Below are 19,963 nucleotides of genomic sequence, written 5' to 3' on the forward strand. Positions count from 1 at the left end.
TGTCTGCGAGTAATCTAACTCCCAGTCCGGGATCCGGGGGCAAGGTCATTAGCAAAGTGTCCCATTTTCGGGACCACTTCACGATGCTGCCGCACCGATCGCGGCCGCGCGGCTCAGCGGGTCAGGATCGGGACCAGCGCCTCGACCAGCCGTTCGAGAAAGGCGTCGTCGAGCCGGATCGCGGGCTCCTCGGGGAGGCTGCCGGAGGGGCCGAGCTCCAGGATCTCGAAACGCCGCCAGAGCGGATCGACATTGGCGGCCATGTGCAGCGCGCCGCCGCGCACCAGTTCGTAGCGCCAGACCGCCTCGGCGCGGGAGAGGCGGGGCAGACTGCGCCGGATCTCGGTGATGAATTTCTGCGCGACGCTGCCCTGCAGCATCACATGCTGCCGGTTCTCCTCGGCATAGGGGACGGTGCGCATCTGGTAGACATTGCGCACGTAGAGAGAGCCGCCATCCGCGGCGCGGGAGGTCTCGCCGATCGGCAGGACCAGCGCGCGGACGATCTCGGCAGGCGCCAGCGGCGCGCCGCCGGAGGCCTGCAGGAGGCTCTCGAGGCGGCGGACGCGCTCGTCGTTGATCTCGGCGCCGATCTCGCGGGTGGCAATGGCGACGAGGTTGTCCTTGCTCTGGAAATAGTAGTTCACCGCCGCGACATTGGCGCCCGAGGCCTGGGTGATGTCGCGCACGGTCGTGGCATGCGGCCCCTTGCGGGCCACCAGATCCTTGGTCGCCGCAAGGATGCTCTCGCGGGTCTGCCTGCGGCGGCCGCGGGCGGGGGGCGTGTCCCCGTCCCGGAGGGGCTGGCTGGTTTCGGCGTCGCTCATGCACTTTCTCCCGGCCGCGTCTGGGGCCTGCATGAACTCTCTTGCATTCGAACGGGAGTTTCAATAGCGTTATACAAGCAGATGTTTGAAATGCCTGATTGAAACGGGTGATGAGATGCAGGAAACCTCCTTCCTCGACGAGAATCGGCCGCGCGACACCGGCCAGTATCGCCATGCGCCGCTGCGCGGGCGGCCCCGGCTGGAGATGCCGGGCGGGGCGCGGATGGCCTTCTGGATCGCGCCGAATATCGAGCATTACGAATGGATGCCGCCGGTCAATCCCAACCGCCATCCCAATCCGCGGGTGATGCCCGACGTGATGAACTACTCGATGCGCGACTACGGCAACCGCATCGGCTTCCGCCGCATTGCCGAGGAAATGGCGCGGCGCGACATCCGCGGCTCGGTCTCGCTGTCGGTGACGGTGGTCGATCATTTCCCCGAGATCATCGCGCGCTGCAACGACCTGGGCTGGGAACTGTTCAGCCACGGCATCTACAACACCCGCTATTTCTACGGCATGACGCTGGAGGAACAGCGCCGGGTGGTGATCGACAGCCGCGAGACGCTGGCGCGGGTGGGGCAGAGCCTGGATGGCTGGCTGACCCCGGCGATAACGCCCAGCCTCGAGACGCAGGAGATCCTGGCGCAGGAAGGCGTGCGCTACACGCTCGACTATTTCCACGACGACCAGCCGATGCCCCTGTCGCTGAAGACCGGCCGGCTGATCTCGGTGCCCTATTCGATCGAGATGAACGACACGCCGATGGCTGCCTGGCACCTGATGTCGGGCGAGGAGATTCTGGCCTCGCTGAAGGCGCAGTTCGACCGGATGTATGCCGAAGGCGCGCAGAACCCGCGGGTCATGTGCTTTGCCATCCATCCCTTCGTGCTGGGCCAGCCGCACCGGATCGACCTCTTTGCCGAGTTCCTAGATTACGTGAAGGCGCATGCGGATGTCTGGTACCCGACCGGCCGCGAGATCGCCGAATGGTATTACGAAACCCAATATGACCGCGTCTCGGCCTGGCTCGGGACGCTGGAGGGAGAGGCCTGATGTCCGCACCGATCCGCCCCACCGGCCCCGACTACCTCGTCACCCCGATGCGCCGCGCCGCGCGGATGGATCACGGGTTCTACGACTGGCGCGACACCCATGGCGCGGCGCATCTGGAGTTCGGCGGCGGCGTCAAGCTCGGCATCTGGGTTCAGCTGGCGGCCGAATGGTTTCCTATGGACACGACCGGCCAGCCCTTCCTGCCCCTCGGCGCGCCGCACCGGCCCTGGCCCGACAGCCAGGTCTACACGCAGCGCGATTACGGGCTGCGCATCGGCATCTACCGGCTGCTCGACGCCCTGGCGGCGCGCGGTCTGGAGGCCTCGCTGTTTCTCAATGCCCGCGTCGCGTCGCGCTATCCCGAGCTGATGCGCCATGTCCTGGCCTCGGGCCATGACATCGTGGCGGCAGGGCTCGACATGGGCGCGATCCATCACGAGGGGCTGTCCGAGGCCGACGAGCGCGCGATGATCGCCGAGGCGCTGGAGATCCTCGCGGGATACGGCATCGCCCCCTCGGCCTGGCATTCGCCGGGCTGGAGCCAGAGCAGCCGCACGCCCGCGCTGCTGAGCCAGGCGGGGATCACCGCCATGGCCGACTGGTGCAATGACGAGGTGCCCTATGACTTCGCCACCGGGCAGGGCTCCATCGTGGCGCTGCCCAACCTGATCGAGCTGACCGACAAGGAGATGATCGGCCGGTCCAAGGCGCGGCTCCACGAATACGAAGCCGCGATCCTGCGCGCCGCGCGGCGGCTGCTGGCCGAGGCGGAGCAGAGCGGGTCCGGGCGGATCCTGCCGCTGCATGTCACCAGCTGGCTGATGGGCCAGCCCTACCGGATCGCCGGGTTCGAAAGGCTGCTCGATGCGCTGGCGGCGATGCCGGGCGCGGGTTTCGTCACCGTGCCGCAGATCCGCGCCGCCACCACGACGCTCGCCTGACCCCGGCCCGTCCTTGCCGGGGGCAGGCGCGGCCCGCCCCCGGTGCCATCCGGCGGCCCATCCGGCCGCCTCCAGGAAAGACCCGACCATGACCAAAGCTCCGCGCACCGCCGAGGGGCGCAGCCTCGTGCTGACCGCGCTCGTCATTTCCTGCGCCTTCCTGATGGAGACGCTGGACAGCACGATCCTGATCGCCGCGCTGCCCGCGGTCGCGGCCGATTTCGGGGTGGCGCCGCTGCGGGTGAACCTGGCGGTGACCATCTACCTGGTGACGCTGGCGGCGATGATCCCGGCCTCGAGCTGGCTTGCCGACCGCTTCGGCGCCAGGCGCGTGTTCCTCTGGGCGATCTTCGGCTTCATGGTCACCTCGGTCGGGGCGGCGCTGTCGAGCTCGCTGACGATGCTGGTCGTCATGCGGGTGCTGCAGGCCACGGCCGGGGCGATGATGACGCCGGTCGGGCGGCTCCTGCTGATCCGCGCGGCGCCGAAGGACGAGCTGGCCAATGCCATCGCCTGGATGTCGATGCCGGTGCTGATCGGCCCGGTGCTGGGACCGATGCTGGGCGGCTGGCTGGTGACCTATGCCTCCTGGCCCTGGATCTTCCTCGTCAACCTGCCGATCGGGGCGGCCGCGCTCCTGATCGTGCCGCGCATCCTGCCCGCCGATGCCGGGACCGAGCGGCGGTCCTTCGACCTGCGCGGCTTTCTTCTCTGCGCGGCGGTGCTGGCGGCGGCGCAGCTGCTGCTGGATCAGCTGGTGCATCCCTTCCTGCCCGCCTGGGCGCGCTGGGGCCTGGCGGCGCTGGTGCCGCTGGCCGCCCTGGGCTACTGGCGCCATGCCGCGCGGGCGGCGCGCCCGGCGCTCGATCTGACGCTGTGGCGGCTCCGGCTGTTCCGCATCGGGTTCTTCGCGGGCGGGCTGTCGCGGCTGGGGCTGAACGCGGTGCCCTTCCTGCTGCAGCTGCAGCTGCAGCTGGGCTTCGGCTGGTCGGCGGCGCGGGCGGGCACCACGGTCTTTGCCGTCGCGGCCGGGGCGCTGGTGCTGAAACCGCTGATGCGCCGCGTACTGGGCTGGCTGGGCTTCCGCGCCACGCTGTTCTGGAACGGGCTGCTCGGCGCGGTCCTCACCGGCGTGCTGGCGCTTCTCGGCCCGCAGACGCCGCAGGCGCTGCTGCTGGTGGTCGTGCTGGCCTACGGCGTCGCGCGCTCGCTGCAGTTCAACGCGGTCAACACGCTGCTTTACGCCGATGTGCCCGCCGAGCGGCAGAGCGCCTCCACCGCGCTCGGCGGCGTCGGGCAACAGGTCTCCATGGCGCTCGGCATCTCGGTCGCGGCGATCCTGGTGGCGCAGTTCGAAGCCGCGGGGCTCGCCCCGCCGCAGAGCGCGATCTCGGCCGCGATGATCGTCGTGGCGCTTCTGACCGCGCTGTCGGGCGCGCTCTTCCTCTTTTCCCTCACCGCGCAGGACGGGGCGGCCGTCAGCCGACGCCGCGCGCGCCCCTCCTGAAGACCGAAAGGCCAGACCATGACACCCATCCCCGATCCCGCCGCGCTGAGCGTCACCGAGATCATCGCCGCCTTCGAGGCGGGCGCGCTGCTGCCATCGGCGCTGGTGGAGGCGACGATCGCCCGGATCGAGACGCTGGATCCGGTGGTGCATGCCTATCTGCGCCATGATTTCGCCGCGGCCCGGGCGCAGGCGGCGGCCGCCGATGCGCGGCTGGCGGCGGGGCGGCGCCTGGGGCCGCTCGACGGGATCCCCTATGCGGTGAAGGACAACTTCTACACCGCCGATTTCGCCACCACCGCCGGATCGGCGGTGCCGCAGCGCCACGATCCGGCACTGGATTCGGCCATGGTGGAGCGGCTGCGCGCGCAGGGGGCGATCCTGATGGGCAAGCTGAACACCTGGGAATACGGGACCGGCAACGGCAAGGCCAGTTTCGACCTGCCCGCCCCGCCGGCGCGCAATCCCTGGAACCCCGGGCATTTCACCGGCGGCTCCTCTTCCGGCTCGGGCGTCGCGGTGGCGGCGGGGATGGCGGCCTTCGCGCTCGGCACCGATACCGGCGGCTCTGTGCGGCTGCCGGCGGCGGGCTGCGGCGTCGTCGGGCTGAAACCCACTTTCGGGCGGCTCAGCAGACACGGCATGATGCCCAATTGCTGGAGCTTCGACACGGTGGGGCCGCTGACCGCCAGCGTCGCCGATGCGGCGCTGATCTACGACCTTCTCGCAGGCCGCGACCCGCGCGACCACACGACGTTGCGCAGCGAGGTCCTTTCGGTTCGCGCGGGCCTCGGGGCGGGGGTCGAGGGGCTGCGCGTGGGCCATGTGCGCAACCTGGCGCTCGGCGATCTGGTGCCGCAGCCCGCGATCCTCGCCGCGCTGGAGAAGGCGGCGGCGGCGCTGGCCGATCTGGGCGCCGAGATCCGCGACATCGCGATGCCGGTCGCCCCGGCCGATTACCGCCGCGTGGCCGCGCCGATCAACCGCAGCGAGAGCTTCGCCATCCACGAGCGCGATTTCCTCGAGCATCGCGACCTGATGGGCGAGGCGCTGCGCACCAAGATGGAGGCGGGCATGTATATGCGGGCCGCCGATTACATCGCCGCGCTGCGCGAGCGGGGCGAACTGACCCGGCGGACCGACGCGATCTTCGACGAGGTCGACATCCTGCTTCTGCCGATGACCTATGTCACCGCGCCGCGCTTCGAGGAGGAGGAGGAGGTCGTCGCCTTCACCGCGACCTCGGCGGGCAGCCCCTTCTCGCTGACTGGCCATCCGGCGCTGTCGCTGCCTGCGGGCCGGGATGCCCGGGGGATGCCGGTGGCGGTGCAGCTGGCGGCGGGGTTCCGCGACGAGGCGCGGCTGCTGCGCGCCGCCGCGGCGCTGGAGCCCCGGCTGCGCGGCGACGCCCCCGCCCGCGTCGATCCCGCGCTGACCCTTTCGCTTGCCACCCAGGAGGCCTGAGCCATGGCAGATCCCACCCGTCCCGCGACCGATGCCCACGACGCCGCGGTGGCGCTGATCTGGACGAGCCAGGGGCTCGTCCCGCCCGAGGGCGCGGCGCTGGCCCGTTCGGCGCGGCTCTATTCGGAGACGCTGGCCGCGGGCCGCGCCATCCGCCGCGGCGATGACAAGACGATCCAGCCGATGGTCGGTGCAAGATGTGATATCGAGGCAGGCAGCCGCCGCGAATCCGCACAAAATGCAGGCAGCCCTGCGATGCGCCCTGCCGCAGACCAATCAACCGATTGAAACGTACGTTTCAAACTGGCACCTTGGCCGCAGACCAACCGCGAGGATTCCGCAGAATGACACGCTCCCTCCTTCTTGCCGCCGCCCTGGCCTCCACCGCGGCCCTGCCGGGCTTTGCCGCCGATGCGCTGCGCTCCGCGCTCGACGGCAATGCCCCGCCCTTCGCCCAGCCGCGCATGGACGGCTCGGTCGAGGGCATGACCGTCGACATGACCAACGAGATCGCCAAGCGCATCGGCCGCGAGATCTCCATCGAGGCGATGAGCTTCTCGGCCCTGATCCCGGCGCTGCAGGCGGGCACGTTCGACATGCTGTCGGTGCCCTTCACGGTCAGCCAGGAGCGTTCCGACGCCTTCCTTCTGACCGAGGGGATCTGGGCGATCGACATGGCCTATCTGATGCGCGACGACGCGGCCGACCTCGCCACCACGGCCGATCTGGACGGCAAGGTCATGGCGACCAACAAGGGCAATGTCGACGACCAGTGGGCGCGCGAGAATGCCGGGGAGCTGGGCTTCACCGTGGAATCCTACGGCTCGCTCTCCGATGCGGCGCAGGCGGTCAAGGCCGGGCGCGCCGATGCCGCGCTGGTCAACAGCGTCACCGGGCTCAGCATCGCGCAGAAGATGGGCGGGCTGAAGCTGGCCACGATGCGCGAGGATCGCGGCATCTACCTCACCTATCCCTTCCCCAAGGGCTCCGAGGCGCTGCGCAACGAGGTCGAGGCCGCGATCGAATGCATCAAGGCCGACGGCACCGCCGCGGCGATCTACGAGAAATGGCTGGGCACCGCCCCCGCCGAAGGCTCGCTCGACGTGACGCCGCAGCCCGGCTTCGGCCCCGAGGGGTTCGGCAATTACGATGCCACCGAACATGCGCCGTCCTGCGGCTGACCGATGATCCCCCGATGCGCGCCCCCGGAGGGCGCGCATACCCTGACGGAGACTTCCATGCGTCCCATCCTCGACATCCAGGCGCTTTACAAATCCTTCGGCGATGCCGAGGTGCTGAAGAACATCAACCTCAAGGTCGGGGAAGGCGAGATGGTCTTCCTGATCGGGCCCTCTGGCTCGGGCAAGTCGACCCTGCTGCGCTGCTGCAACCGTCTGGAAGAGCCGACATCCGGCGCGATCTGGATGGACAATACCAACCTCCTGGCGGGCGATACCGACATCAACCGGATGCGCCAGCGCATCGGCATGGTGTTCCAGGGGTTCAACCTTTATCCGCACATGACCGCCGAGCAGAACGTGATGCTTGCGCTCAGGCGGGTTCAGGGGAAATCCGAGGCCGAGGCGCGCGAGATCGCGCGGCGCGAACTGGACCGCATGGGGCTGGCCGAACGCTTCGGCCACTATCCCTCGCAGCTCTCCGGCGGGCAGCAGCAGCGCGTCGCCATCGCCCGCTCGCTGGCGCTGGGGCCGCGCGTCATGCTGATGGATGAACCGACCTCGGCGCTCGACCCGGAACTGGTGGGCGGCGTGCTCGAGGCCATGCGCGAGATGAAGGCGGCGGGCATGACCATGCTGGTGGTCAGCCACGAGATGCGCTTTGCCCGCGAGGCGGCGGATCGCGTCGCCTTCATGCAGGCCGGCGAGATCGTCGAATACGGCACCCCGGCCGAGCTCCTGGCCCGCGAGGGCGGCCGTGCCCGCGCGTTTCTGGGCGGGGAACACTGAGCCATGGACCTGTCGCGCCTGATCGAGGTCTATTTCAATGCCGGGGTCGCCTGGACCTACCTGCCGGATCTGCTGCACGGCGCCTGGGTGACGGTGTCGCTGTCGGTGCTGGTCATTGCCGCGGGGCTTGTGCTGGGCCTGGCCATGGCGCTCCTGCGGCTGGTGCTGCCGCGCTGGGGCGTCGAGGTCATGCGGCTCTGGGTCGACTGCCTGCGCGCGGTGCCGCCGCTGGCCGTGATCCTCCTGCTGTATTTCGGCCTGCCCAGCGTCGGCCTGTCGATCAGCGCCTTCTGGGTCATCTGGATCACCCTGACGCTGATCCTGTCGGCCTTCGCCGAGGAGATCTTCTGGGCCGGGCTCGAGGCCATTCCCGCGGGCCAGTGGGAGGCCGCGCGCTCCACCGGCATGACCCAGCGCCAGACGCTGGCCGATGTGGTGCTGCCGCAGGCCTTCAAGATCTGCGTGCCGCAGCTGACCAACCGCACCATCGGCATCACCAAGAACACCGCGCTTGGCACCGCCATCGGCATGCCGGAGCTGTTGAACGAGGCGCAGACGGCGCTGAGCTTTTCCGGCAATGCCACGCCGCTCATCATGGCCGCCATCGGGTATCTGATCATCTTCCTGCCGCTCATGGCCCTCGCGGGCTATCTCGAGCGCAGCATGAGCTGGGGCAAAACGGCATGAATGCGCTGATCGAGCAGTTCTTCAATCTCGAGGTGATGGCGCAGGCCTTCCCGTTCCTGCTGAAGGGGCTGGGGGTGACGATCCTGCTGACGCTGCTGCTGACGCCGCTGGGGCTGGCGCTCGGCCTTGCGCTGGCGCTCGGCTCCTCTGCGCGCCATCGCGGGCTGCGGCGCGCGGTCAGGATCTGGGTCAACGGGTTCCGCGGACTGCCGCCTCTGGTGCTGATCATCATCGTCTATTCGGCGCTGCCCTTCCTCGGGCTGCGCACGCCGCCGCTGATGGCCGTGGTGATCGCGCTCTGGCTCAACAGCTCCGCCTATTACTGCGAGATCCTGCGCGCCGGGCTCGGCTCGGTTCCCGCGGGGCAGATGGAGGCCGCGCGCGCCACCGGTCTGGGCCGCGCCCAGGCGCTGCGCGACGTCGTTCTGCCGCAGGCGGTGCGCAACGTCCTGCCCGACCTGGCCTCGAACACGATCGAGCTGGTCAAGGGCACGTCGCTGGCCTCGATCATCGGGGTGAGCGAGCTGCTGCACATGGCCAGCAATGCGCGCTCGGTGGTCTACAATGCCTCGCCGATCACGCTGGCCGCGCTGATGTACCTGGCCTTCCTTCTGCCCTCGGTGCGGCTGACCGGCTGGCTCGAACGCCGCCGCCGGGGCGCCTGAGGCCCGGATCCCGGGCGCCGCTGCGCAGTCCGGTCGGCGGCCGCGATTTCCCTTCCCGGAGGGCGTCCGTCATGAGTGGATGCCCCTGCGGGTCAAGGCGCGCGTTGTTGATGTCTGCCTTTGAGCGGTGCGGTCATGTGTCCGGCCTCCATCTGCAGCTTTCGCACTGGGGGCCCTCATGGGATGCGCGGAAGCGAATGCCGATTCCTTGCATTCATCATGGTGCTGCACTCGCTTCCGCGCATCCCATGAGGGCCCATGCTATCCGGGCGAGCTTGTTGGCGACGGCGACCGCGCGACCTTGTATGGGCGCCTGTGCGTAATCTGTGCCCGGCGGCGCGGGCAGCCCGGCGACGACTGGCTGTGGCGGCTCCTGCAGCGCAAGACCCCGAAGCAGGCCGCAATCGCCCTGGCGAACCGCATGGCGAGAACCGTCCGGGCGTTCGCCATGGGCCTCGAACCATGGCGACCACATGGCTCACCTGAGAAACGGGACCAGCTAGGACGCGGCGCGCGTGGCCTGAGAGACGGGCGCGCGCCGGGACATTCGCCCGCGTTCCGATGCCGGCCAGTTGTGCAGGCCCGTAACCAGAGGTCGGGCACGGTCCCGTCGCGCGGCCAGGCGCTCGTCTGCAGGCATGTCGTCGATCTCTCGCTCGATGTCGAACAGCGCGTCGATGGGCGCGGCGCGCAAACCGGTCGGGAGATTCAGGTGAGCAGTTCCATCGGCCAGAGCACGATTTGCGGGAAGGCCGCGACCAGGACCAGCACCAGGAGGTTGATGGCGTAGAAGGGCAGCGCCGCCCTGATCAGCGTCGGGATCGGCACTTTCGAGACATAGGCCGTCGCGAAAAGACAGGTCCCCACGGGAGGCGTGGCGAGCCCGATGGCCAGCGAGGCGGTCATGAAGATCAGGAAATGCATCGGGTGAACCCCCGCCTGCACCGCCGACGGCATGAGGACCGGGATCAGCATCAGCGCGGCGGCCACGATATCCATCAGCATCCCGACGATGAGGAAGATCACGCCCATCAGGATCAGGATTAGGAACCCCGAGCCGCCGACCATCTCCAGAAGGCCCGATGCCTTGTGCGGCAGCTGGTCGATGGTGAAGACATAGGTCGCGGCGCTGGCGACCATCAGGATCAGCAGGACCGCACCCGCCGTCCGCCCGGCCTGGATGGCCAGCTCGACCACGTCGCGCCATCCGATCTCGCGATGGAGGAGCCCGGCGATGACCAGCGTGTAGAGGACGGCCAGGCCCGCCGCCTCGGTCGGCGTGACGATGCCCGAGAACATGCCGGTCAGGATGATCACCGGTGCGCCGACGGAGGGCAGGGCCCTCAGCAGGGCGCGCGCGGTCCGTCCCGGGTCGAAGGCCACCTGCTTGCCATAGCCGTGGCGCCGCGAGATCCAGTAGTTATAGGCCGCCAGGCTCGCCGCCAGAAGAACGCCCGGCCCGAGCCCCCCGGCCAGCGCGCCGCCGACGGACTGGCCCGAGGCGGCCGCCGCGATGATGATCAGGATCGACGGCGGCACGAGCGTCGCGAGCGTGGCGGTGATCAATGTCAGCGCCGCGGAATAGGGCAGCGGATAGCCCCGCGAGGTCATCGAGCGGATGGTGATGGGGCCGAGACTGGCAATATCCGCCACGGAGGATCCGGAAATGCCGCCGAAGACGAAGGAGGACGCGATGTTCACCTGCCCGAGCCCGCCGCGGAAGCGTCCGATCAGGGCCTCGGCGGCATCGAAGATGCGTTCGGACAGCCCGCCGCGCTCCATGATCAGCCCGGCCATGATGAACAGGGGCACCGCGATCAGCAGGAAGGAGTTGATCGAGCTGGCCATCGTCTGGGTGATCATGGCCACCGGAAGGTCGAACCACCAGAGCACCGACAGCGTGCTGAGCCCGAGCGCGACGGCCAGGGGCACCCCCAGGAGGGCGAGGACGAAGAACAGTCCCAGAAGCGTCAGGCTCATGGCGCAGGCCTTTCATGTTCCGTGGCGGGGGGGCGCGGGACGCCGGAGACCGGGTCGCCCCGCAGGGCATCCGCCAGCGCGGCGATGATGGAGAGGGCGGACCCGATGACCAGCGGCAGGGTCGCCCAGTACATCCCGACGCCGAGAATGGGGGAGGTCTCGCCAAAGAGCATCTGCTGTCGCACCAGGCGGTAGCCGTGATAGCTCACGGCAGAGAACAGCAGGATCGTCGCCAGGACCGGCACGACCCTCAGGATCCGGTGCAGCCGACCGGTCGCGAGGGCCGGCAGGATGTCGAGGGACGGGTGGGTCTTCATGCGGAACGATGCCGCCATCCCGAACCAGACGGTCCAGATGAAGAGAAACCTAGACAGCTCCTCCGTCCAAGGCACCGAGGCGCCGAACAGCCGCGAGCCGACCTGCAGGGTGATCAGGCACACCATCCCCAGAACGGCCAGCAGGATCGCGAAATCCACGCAGCGCCACAACAGGCGATCAAGCCTATCCATATCTTCCTCTCCCAGGGTCTGCTCCGGCCGGTGGCCGGGGGGGTCGCTCCCCGCACCGGCATGCGGAGAGCCCAGAGCGTCAGTTGCTCACGAAGTCCATGCTCTTCTTCATGAATTCCGCCCCGATCTTGTCCTCGAACTGCGGATAGATGCCGCGGGCGACCTCCTGCACGCGCTCCAGCTCGCCCTCGGCGAAATGGTTCACCTGCATGCCCTGCTCCCGCAGTTTGGCGATGATGCCCTGTTCGGCCTCGATCTCCTCGGCGTCATGTTCGGCGATCATCTCCGCGGCGGCCTCGGTGACGGCGTCCCGGTGCGCGTCGGGAATGCGCTCCCAGGCACGGTTCGACAGGGCCACCAGGAAGCTGTCGGCCAGGTGCCGCGTGATGTTCAGCTGGCCCTGCACCTCGGCGAACTTGTTGTTGTAGGGGACCTCTACGGGGTTCTCCTGCCCTTCGATCGCGCCCAGCTGGAGCGCGGTGTAGACCTCGGAGAAGGCCATCGGGGTCGGGTTGGCCCCGAGTTCCTGGAACAGGGCGACGAAGAGAGGATTGTTGGGGGTCCGCAGCGTGAGCCCCTCGAAATCCTCGAGGGCGGTGATCGGCCGGTCCGTCGTCGTCACGTTGCGGAACGTCCGCAGGAAGAACCCGAGACCATGGATCCCGAACCGCTCCAGCGACGCCAGAAGCTCCTCGCCCGGGGCACCGGCGAGATAGGCCTGCAGCTGCCCGTAATCCGAAAACAGGTAGGGCAGCGCGATCGCATTCATGCGCGGCTCGAACGCGGCATAGACGGAGCTGGCAAGGATCAGCCCGTCGAGGGAGCCCGAGCCCAGCTGGTTGACGGCGGCATTCTGGTCGCCACCGAACAGGACGCCGTCGGGAAAGACCTCGATCGTCACCTCTCCGCCGGTCTTTTCCGCGACCAGCTCGGCAAAGCGCGTCGCGGCGCGGCCGACGGAACTGCCGACGGGATCTGGCACCGCCATGCGCAGCGCGGTGTCGGCCGGGGCGCGGGTGGCCAGGCCGGACAGTGCGGTCGTCGCGATCGCCACAGCGGCGAAGCTGCGGGCCAGGGCCCGCCGTGTGAGAGCCACTTTCATGGGTTCCTCCTCCCTTTCAATAGTCGTTGCAGCGGGTTACGCCCTCCCGGCGATCCCGTTTCGTCTTTCCAGCTCGATCATCAGCGCGGCGTGGTCAAGGTCTCCGCCTCTATGGGCGACGAGTTCGTCGAAGAGCCCGTCCACCAGATCGAGCACCGGCAACTCCAGCCCGAGACTCGCGGCGACAGCGCGCGCGGCCCGGGTGTCCTTGAGCTGGTACTTTGCCGGTCCGCCCGGGACGTAATGCCGGTCGATCATGCGTTTGCCGTGCAGCTCGAGGATGCGCGAACTGGCGAATCCGCCCATCAGCGCCTCGCGGACCCTGGCGGGTTCAGCCCCGCCCGCCTCGGCCAGCAGCAGCGCCTCTGAGACCGCCGCGATGGTCGAGGCGACGGTGATCTGGTTGATCAGCTTCGTCAACGCGCCGGTGCCCGCGGGACCGATATGGACGGTGGTCCCCATCGGCGCCAGCAGCGGCTGCGCCGCGGCGATGTCCTCCTCCCGGCCCCCGGCCATGATGGACAGGGTTCCGGCGGCGGCGGCGGCGGTGCCGCCCGAGACAGGCGCATCGACCCAGCGCAGCCCGAGCGCCTCGGCCGAGGCCGCAAGCTCCAGCGCCTCGCCGTGCCCGATGGAGGACATGACGATCAGCAGCGCGCCCGGGGCCAGGGCCTCGGCAGCGCCGTCGTCGAACAGAACCTTGCGGCAGGCCGGTCCGTCGGACAGCATGACGATGCAGGCGCGGGCCTGTGCCGCGGCCGCCGCGGGCGAGGCGGCCGCGGCGATGCCGCCGCCAAGGGCCCGGACCTTCTGCGGGCTGCGGTTCCAGGCGCGGACCGTCACGCCGGACCGCGCCAGGTTGGCGCACATCGGTCCGCCCATCAGACCGGTGCCGAGAAAGGCGACAGGCCCGGTCACGGCACGACCCTGTCGAAGACCTGCACCGGGCCCTCGCTGCACAGATGCAGCTTGCCGCGGAAGGCGTCCAGATGCGCCGTCTGCAGATGGCTCTCGAAGGCCGCGCGGTCGCGATAGACCTCGTAGAAGGTCACCCGGACGGGGCTGGCGCTGCGGTCGACGCAGACATCGAACTGTCGGCAGCCGGGTTCGCTGGCCAGCGAGGATTCCGCATCGTCGCGCGCCGCGTCGAGGAAGGCCTCGAGATTGTCCTGCGGCACCTCGAAACTGGGAAGGACGACGAAGCTCATGCGTCCGCCGGCTCCTTCGGGCCCATCGTGTCCATCTGCTCCTGCCGCACGGCGATCACGTCGAGATCGTCCACCAGGTCGACATCCTCCAGGGTCACGATCTGGTCGCGGCCCACGTCGCGCTTGAGCCGGACCTTGTGCGCCAGGCCGATGGGCAGCGCGTTGATCCGCGTCGACAGCACCGCCGGGACCGCCTTGGCCCATGTGGCGAAACCGCCTTCGCCGTCCAGCCACTCGCCCGCCTTGAGATCGCTCTTGGCGGTGGCGACGGCATCGCCGCGGAATTCGACCGAGGTTCCGGTCGGCTCCCCGCGCAGGACGGCCGAGAGCACCGAGACCGAGGTCTCCAGGCCGATCAGGTGGAACGGCCGCCACATCGACCCGTACCAGCCCGACTTGTCGGTCAGGAGGCCATACTGGTTGAAGCACTGGCGGGTGTATTCGTTGGGGGCCTTGAAGGTCACGAACATGCCGTACTGGATGTTGTTGAGCACGGTCCGCCCGTCCGGCTCGCGGCTGGCGGCAATGTCGACGATGCCGTTCTTTTCCAGCCGTCCCCCCTCGCTGACGGGTTTGAACACCTCGGCGAGGTCCTGAAGCCCCGCGGGGTGGAAGGCCAGGCCGTCCTCGGGGCAGTCGAGGCCGGTGGCATTGGCAACCGCGGCCATCTCGATCGCGGCCTTCGTGCCGTCGGTGAAGGAATTATACATCTTGGGATTGAAGTCGCCCGCCTTCACCTGCTCGGGGGTGAAGTCGAAATAGTCCCAGACGGTGTCGGGCGTCGAATAGCGGTATCCTGGGCAGAAATTCATGCCCTTGCCCGAGGCGACCAGTTCGAAGCCGCAGGATTTCACCCAGTCGACCAGTTCGCAGCAGAAGGCCGGCTGGTCGCCATAGGCCATCGAGTAGACGACCCCCTTCTCCCGGGCCTTCTGCGCCAGGATCGGACCGCACATCACGTCGGCCTCGACATTGACCATGACGACATGCTTGCCCCCGTCGATCGCCTTCAGCGCATGGCGCACACCGGCAAGCGGATGACCCGTGGCCTCGATGATGCATTCGATCCCGTCGAAGGCGCAGAGCGCGGCGGCATCGTCGGTGATGAAGGTGCGGCCGCTGTCCATCGCGTCGCCGAGGGAGGTCGCGGAATATTCGCCATCTTCCCAGCCGGTCCGCTCGAGCGACGTGCGGACCTTTCCGACATCCAGGTCGGCCACCGCGACGACGTGATAGCCCTCGATCTTGCGGGCCTGGGCGAGGACCATGGATCCGAATTTTCCGGCGCCGATCAGACCGACGCGGACCGGCTTGCCGGCGGCATTTCGTTTGGCAAGCATCGAAGACAAGCTCATGACTTTTCCCTTTCCAGGATGGGCGCTCGGCCCTGATACTCGGGCAGGGAAAGCCCCGGCGCGCTAGCATCGCGCCGCCTCCCGGGGGCGGCGCGATGCGCCGCTCCGGTCGAGCTGGTCCTTCCTCCCGTGGACAGGGGCAGAATCCATCAAAATCACGGGAAAGAAAAATTAACTTTTATCTTTTTCATTGTAGATATTCTAACGTATTTGCCGGGCTGCCTTCGCGCCATGTCGCGGCCTCCCCACGCAGCCATTCGATGAGCTGTGTCACCCGGTGGCGCCTCAGGTTCGAGCGCGGGCAGACCAGCCACTGGGTGGCGATCTGCAGGCGCGGGGTCCGCTCCACCGGCATGACCAGGCGGCCCGCGCGCAGTTCGGCTTCCATCATCAATTCGCTTTCCAGCGCCACGCCCAGCCCCAGGACCGCGGCATCGACGGCCATGTGCGACCGGTCGAACGACAGGGTTCCGCGCCCGGGCCGTGCGTGCAGGGCCTGCGCCTCGCTCCAGTCGCTCCATTGGACCTGGGCCTTGACGGAGCGGATCACCGGCAGTTCGAGCACCTCCGCCGGCTTCAGCGCGCCGGCCGGGGCCAGTGCGGGCGCGCAGACGGGAATGAAGCGTTCCTCGGTCAGCGGCTCGGCATAGAGGCCCGGCCACCCGCCGAGCCCGTGCCGGATTTCCAGATCGACATTGTCCCGGTTGAAATCGACGGGTTCGTTGCTGCCGTCGATGCGGATGTTCGTGTCGGGAACCAGTTCCAGAAACCGCCCGAGCCTCGGCAGCAGCCATTTGGTGGCGATCGTCGGCGTCGTGCGGATGACCATGTTCGCTGTATGCCGCGCGGCGCGCATCTGCTCCGTCGCCAGGGCCACGCCCTCGACCTTGTCGGAGATGAGCTCGAAATATCTTTCCCCGGCCTCGGTCAGCCGGATGCTGCGGCCGGTGCGGGACACCAGCTTGGTGCCGATCTGTTCTTCCAGCGACTTGATCTGCTGGCTGACGGCCGAGGGCGTGACGTTCAGTTCCTCTGCCGCGGCCACGATCGAATTGTGGCGGGCGACATAGTAGAAGACGGCGATGGATCGGAATGGGGGCACGGCGAGGATGAGTATCCTGTGGTTGGCGGCCTGCAAGCCCTGATGACCCTGCGTCTTGCCTGCGTCCGGGACTATGCCCGGCTCCGGTCGCTGCTGTTCTATAGGGCGGCGCAGTTCGACATCGTCTGGATCGGCTCCACAAGCATAAGTGACACTTTGGATGGCGCAGGGCAAGGGGCCGAAGCGCTCGTTGAACGTCTCGAGGAAGACGTGTCCGCGATATGTTTTTTGAGCGGATGACCCGGGCAAGTGTATTCCGTCAGGGTCGCTCAATGTCTGCGGTATAATTAAAAAGCTAGAAATATGATTTAAGGTGCGCTATGTCTCCCGCCGGAGGGAAGCGCCGACCGGTGGTCCGGCGTGCCAAGTTCTAGGGAGAGGAGACCTTCATGCTAGGAAGATTCGTCATCGCGGCCCCTGTGGCCGCAACTTTGGCGGTCGGTGCCGTCCCGGCCGTGGCGCAGGATGCGGTGGAGTTGCCGCGCTCGATGATCTGGAGCGCCTATGACGTGGGCTCGGGCGGCTATACCGAAGCCTCGGCCATCGCCAACGCGGTTCAGGGCAATTTCGACACACGCGTGCGCGTGCTGCCGTCGGGAACCTCGATCGGGCGTCTTCTGCCGTTGCGGGAGGGGAAAGCAGACTACGGGTTCCTCTCCAATGAGCTTTTCTTTGCGAACGAGGGCATGGAAGAGTTCGCAGCGCCTGACTGGGGCCCGCAGGAGGTTCGCGTGATCCTTGGCCGGCCCGCTTCGGTGGGCATCATCGCGGCGGCGGACGTGAACGCCGAAAGCGTCGAGGATCTGCGCGGCAAACGTGTGGGATTCGTGAAGGGCAACCCGGCGCTGAACATCAAGACGGATGCCTATCTTGCCTTCGGTGGCCTGACCCGAGACGACGTTGAACAGGTGTGGTTCGGCAGCTACGGCGCGCTGAAGGATGCCATTATCTCGAACCAGCTCGACGCTATGGGTATGGTGCCGACCTCCTCCTTCGCGCGGGAGATCGAGGCCAGCGCACGCGGGCTGACCTGGCTCAGCTTCGACCCCGGGAACGAGCAGGGTTGGAAAAATGCGACGGACGTCATCAGCTTTGCAGAGCCTTATAAACAGACCACCGGCGCCGGGATCTCCGAAGAGAACCCCGTCTGGCTGCTTGGCTATCGATACCCGATGCTGGCCACCTACTCCGAGACGGATGAAGACGCGGTCTACAACCTCGTGAAGGCCATCGATCAGAGCTTTGACGGTTTCAAGGACGCGACGGCGGATGCAAAGAATTGGTCCGTCGATCATGCGATCCTTCCGCCGGCGGATGCCCCCTTCCACGAAGGCGCGATCCGTTACGCCAAGGAAATGGGCTACTGGACTGAAGAAGCACAGGCCTGGCAGGACGAACGGCTTGCCCGCGAGGACGCCGTCGAAGCAGCTTGGGCCGAGGCCCGCGCCGCCCATGATGGCAGCGACGATGACTGGTCGGCCTTCTGGAATGACTGGCGCGCCGAGCATCTGACGGACTGAACGCCGCTTTGACGGGTCCGGCAGCGGGCCCGTCCCCCACTGATTTTCCCCAATCGAAGCAAGCGAGGTCCGCAATGAGCGATCCGCATTCCAGTCCTGTATCCGATCCCCAGACGACCGCAGATCAGGCGGCGTCTCCGTCCGGGGCGGGGATGCTGGATGGTCCGACCCGCGTGGTGGTCCTGATCCTCGGGCTGATCGCGCTGTTGCTGAACGTCGACCGTCTGTTCAATACCCAGATGCTGGTTGGCTACGTCCTGCTCGACACGTCGTATTTCTACCTGCTTGCGGGGCTTTTCCTGTCGGTCGTGTTTCAGGTCTATCCATTGCCGCAGACACGGTTCGGTGCCATGGGGCGTGCGCTGGACGTGACCGGTTCCGTCCTGGTCCTTGGCTGCGCGTGTTATTTCGCCTGGAACGGTGAACGCATCCTGATGGAAGGCTGGGATCTCGTCGCACCCGAAACCGCGCAGGTCATCGCGGGCATCTTCTGCCTTCTGACGCTCGAGGCGCTGCGGCGGACGGGCGGCCTTGTGCTGCTGCTGATCTGCGGCACCTTCTTCCTGTTCCCGCTCTTTGCGGAACGGATGCCGGGGTTCCTCTGGGGGCCGGGCACGGACGTTCCGGGGCTGGTGATGATGCATGCGCTTGGCTCGGAATCCATCATCGGCGTGCCGATGCGCGTGGTCGCCGGGCTGCTGATCGGCTTCCTTGTCTTCGGATCGGCCCTCGTCGTGACCGGCGGCGGCGCCTTTTTCATGGCCTTCGCCGAGGCGCTTCTGGGCCGCACCCGCGGCGGCCCGTCCAAGGTGGCGATCCTGTCATCGGGCTTTTTCGGCTCGCTCTCGGGGTCGGTGATTTCCAACATCGTGACCACCGGCCAGATGACCATCCCGACAATGAAGAAGGTCGGCTATCCCGCGCGCTATGCCGCCGCGATCGAGGCCTGCGCGTCGACCGGCGGGGCCCTGATGCCGCCCGTGATGGGGGCCGTGGCCTTCATCATGGCGGAAAACCTGAACGTCCCCTATTCCACCGTGATGATCGCGGCGATCGTGCCGGCGGCGCTGTTCTACTTCGCGCTGATGCTGCAGACCGACTGCTACGCGGCACGCCGCGGGCTGAAGGGGCAGGACCCGGCGGATCTGCCGAAGGTCTGGCCGGTGCTGAAATCGGGCTGGCACTTCCTGCTGTCGCTTGTCGTGCTGGTCTACCTCATCGTCGCCCAGGGGATCGAGGCGCAGGCGCCGTTCTGGGCCACGCTGGTGCTGCTGGCGACCTCCACGCTCAACGGGATGATCCGCGGCGAGAACCGCGTGACGCTGCGCCTGCTGGTGGATCTGCTGGAAGACGCGGTGCGCAACATCGCGAACATCGTGGGCATCCTTGCGGGTGTCGGGCTGATCGTCGGCGCGCTCAGCTACACCGGCGTGGGCGGAGCGTTCTCGCGCGAGCTGCTGCAGTTCGCGGGCGACAACGTCTATCTGCTGCTGATCTTCGGCGCGCTCACCTCCTTCGTGCTGGGCATGGGGATGACCGTCAGCGCCTGCTACATCTTCCTGGCCATCGTGCTGGGGCCGGCCATGGCGGGGGCCGGGCTGAACCCGATCGCGGGGCACCTGTTCATCCTCTACTGGGGCATGCTGAGCTACATCACGCCGCCCGTGGCACTGGCCGCCTTCGCCGCCGCCGTGATCGCCAAATCCGACGGCATGCGCACCGGCGTGCTGGCGATGCGGCTGGGGGCCGTGAACTTCGTGCTGCCTTTCATCTTCGTCCTGAACCCGACGCTGGTGCTGCAGGGGGAACCGCTGGCCATTGCCCATGACGTGGGCAGCGCGATCCTTGCGGTATGGTTCATGTCGGCGGCCGCCGAGGGCTGGCTGCACTTCGTGGGCCGCATTTCGATCCCGGCGCGGATCGTCCTCGGGGCCGGCGCCGTGGCGCTGGTGGTGCCCGGATCGCTGTCCGACGTGATCGGGCTGGTGCTGCTGGGGGCCGCGATCGTGGTCAACCGCTTCAGCCCGGCCGGACCCGTCCGCGATCCCATCCACAACACCGACTGACGGAGG

Annotated in this window: 20 protein-coding genes; 11 read left to right on the top strand and 9 right to left on the bottom strand. The window is 67.8% G+C overall.

The genetic code is table 11. The annotated features are described in order from the left end of the window. Positions 1-113 precede the first annotated feature (113 nt). Positions 114-827 carry a TetR/AcrR family transcriptional regulator gene (locus ICN82_RS11195; protein WP_193182735.1) on the bottom strand — a complete coding sequence of 238 codons (714 nt, stop codon included), beginning with the start codon at positions 825-827 and terminating at the stop codon, positions 114-116. A gap of 115 nt (positions 828-942) precedes the next feature. Here ICN82_RS11195 and ICN82_RS11200 point away from each other — a divergent pair, with 115 nt between their 5' ends. From ICN82_RS11200 to ICN82_RS11240, 9 genes are all read left to right on the top strand, one after another. Continuing rightward, the gene (locus ICN82_RS11200) at positions 943-1,884 is read left to right on the top strand and encodes a polysaccharide deacetylase family protein (RefSeq protein ID WP_226898435.1); all 942 of its coding nucleotides are present in this window, start codon (positions 943-945) and stop codon (positions 1,882-1,884) included. Then, the gene (locus tag ICN82_RS11205) at positions 1,884-2,825 is read left to right on the top strand and encodes a polysaccharide deacetylase family protein (protein ID WP_193182743.1); all 942 of its coding nucleotides are present in this window, start codon (positions 1,884-1,886) and stop codon (positions 2,823-2,825) included. The genes ICN82_RS11200 and ICN82_RS11205 overlap by 1 nt, the downstream gene beginning before the upstream one ends. Before the next feature lie 88 nt (positions 2,826-2,913). Then, positions 2,914-4,332: an MFS transporter gene (locus ICN82_RS11210; protein ID WP_193182745.1), complete on the top strand. Its 1,419-nt coding sequence runs from the start codon at positions 2,914-2,916 to the stop codon at positions 4,330-4,332. An 18-nt stretch (positions 4,333-4,350) separates the two neighbouring features. Then, the gene (locus ICN82_RS11215) at positions 4,351-5,796 is read left to right on the top strand and encodes an amidase (protein ID WP_193182747.1); all 1,446 of its coding nucleotides are present in this window, start codon (positions 4,351-4,353) and stop codon (positions 5,794-5,796) included. A 3-nt stretch (positions 5,797-5,799) separates the two neighbouring features. Further along, positions 5,800-6,084, top strand: a complete 285-nt coding sequence (locus ICN82_RS11220; protein WP_193182748.1) for a hypothetical protein — start codon at positions 5,800-5,802, stop codon at positions 6,082-6,084. A gap of 56 nt (positions 6,085-6,140) precedes the next feature. Next, the gene (locus tag ICN82_RS11225; RefSeq protein ID WP_193182750.1) at positions 6,141-6,977 is read left to right on the top strand and encodes a transporter substrate-binding domain-containing protein; all 837 of its coding nucleotides are present in this window, start codon (positions 6,141-6,143) and stop codon (positions 6,975-6,977) included. A 57-nt stretch (positions 6,978-7,034) separates the two neighbouring features. Next, complete coding sequence (locus ICN82_RS11230; RefSeq protein ID WP_226898436.1) at positions 7,035-7,763, top strand: amino acid ABC transporter ATP-binding protein; 729 nt, start codon at positions 7,035-7,037, stop codon at positions 7,761-7,763. Between the two features lie 3 nt (positions 7,764-7,766). Continuing rightward, the gene (locus ICN82_RS11235) at positions 7,767-8,450 is read left to right on the top strand and encodes an amino acid ABC transporter permease (protein WP_193182752.1); all 684 of its coding nucleotides are present in this window, start codon (positions 7,767-7,769) and stop codon (positions 8,448-8,450) included. Further along, positions 8,447-9,115, top strand: coding sequence for an amino acid ABC transporter permease (locus ICN82_RS11240; RefSeq protein ID WP_193182754.1), 669 nt, complete (start codon positions 8,447-8,449; stop codon positions 9,113-9,115). Before ICN82_RS11235 ends, ICN82_RS11240 begins: the two co-directional genes overlap by 4 nt. A gap of 499 nt (positions 9,116-9,614) precedes the next feature. On the opposite strand, the gene ICN82_RS11245 is transcribed toward ICN82_RS11240, so the two are convergent. The 8 genes from ICN82_RS11245 to ICN82_RS11280 all read right to left on the bottom strand — a co-directional run bounded on the left by ICN82_RS11245 (position 9,615) and on the right by ICN82_RS11280 (position 16,371). Continuing rightward, positions 9,615-9,809 carry an IS66 family transposase gene (locus ICN82_RS11245; protein ID WP_193182756.1) on the bottom strand — a complete coding sequence of 65 codons (195 nt, stop codon included), beginning with the start codon at positions 9,807-9,809 and terminating at the stop codon, positions 9,615-9,617. 14 nt (positions 9,810-9,823) lie between these two features. Beyond that, positions 9,824-11,095, bottom strand: a complete 1,272-nt coding sequence (locus ICN82_RS11250; RefSeq protein WP_193182758.1) for a TRAP transporter large permease — start codon at positions 11,093-11,095, stop codon at positions 9,824-9,826. Beyond that, the gene (locus ICN82_RS11255) at positions 11,092-11,604 is read right to left on the bottom strand and encodes a TRAP transporter small permease (protein WP_193182760.1); all 513 of its coding nucleotides are present in this window, start codon (positions 11,602-11,604) and stop codon (positions 11,092-11,094) included. The genes ICN82_RS11250 and ICN82_RS11255 overlap by 4 nt, the downstream gene beginning before the upstream one ends. Positions 11,605-11,683: 79 nt before the next feature. Beyond that, positions 11,684-12,706: a DctP family TRAP transporter solute-binding subunit gene (locus ICN82_RS11260; RefSeq protein ID WP_193182762.1), complete on the bottom strand. Its 1,023-nt coding sequence runs from the start codon at positions 12,704-12,706 to the stop codon at positions 11,684-11,686. A 36-nt stretch (positions 12,707-12,742) separates the two neighbouring features. After that, positions 12,743-13,624, bottom strand: a complete 882-nt coding sequence (locus ICN82_RS21630; RefSeq protein WP_193182764.1) for an NAD(P)-dependent oxidoreductase — start codon at positions 13,622-13,624, stop codon at positions 12,743-12,745. Next, entirely contained in the window at positions 13,621-13,914 is a 294-nt protein-coding gene (locus ICN82_RS11270) for a putative quinol monooxygenase (protein WP_193182766.1), read from the bottom strand. Before ICN82_RS11270 ends, ICN82_RS21630 begins: the two co-directional genes overlap by 4 nt. Next, positions 13,911-15,269, bottom strand: a complete 1,359-nt coding sequence (locus ICN82_RS11275) for an NAD(P)H-dependent oxidoreductase (RefSeq protein ID WP_193182768.1) — start codon at positions 15,267-15,269, stop codon at positions 13,911-13,913. Before ICN82_RS11275 ends, ICN82_RS11270 begins: the two co-directional genes overlap by 4 nt. Positions 15,270-15,456: 187 nt before the next feature. Next, the gene (locus ICN82_RS11280) at positions 15,457-16,371 is read right to left on the bottom strand and encodes a LysR substrate-binding domain-containing protein (RefSeq protein ID WP_193182770.1); all 915 of its coding nucleotides are present in this window, start codon (positions 16,369-16,371) and stop codon (positions 15,457-15,459) included. A 389-nt stretch (positions 16,372-16,760) separates the two neighbouring features. On the opposite strand from ICN82_RS11280, the gene ICN82_RS11285 reads away from it, so the two are divergent. Both ICN82_RS11285 and ICN82_RS11290 read left to right on the top strand, forming a co-directional pair. Beyond that, positions 16,761-17,891, top strand: a complete 1,131-nt coding sequence (locus ICN82_RS11285) for a TAXI family TRAP transporter solute-binding subunit (protein WP_193182772.1) — start codon at positions 16,761-16,763, stop codon at positions 17,889-17,891. Between the two features lie 152 nt (positions 17,892-18,043). Beyond that, positions 18,044-19,957, top strand: coding sequence for a TRAP transporter permease (locus tag ICN82_RS11290; protein WP_193182774.1), 1,914 nt, complete (start codon positions 18,044-18,046; stop codon positions 19,955-19,957). The last annotated feature ends 6 nt before the right edge of the window (positions 19,958-19,963 follow it).

Source organism: Mangrovicoccus algicola (genome assembly GCF_014903745.1).
GTDB classification, from domain to species: Bacteria; Pseudomonadota; Alphaproteobacteria; order Rhodobacterales; family Rhodobacteraceae; genus Mangrovicoccus; species Mangrovicoccus algicola.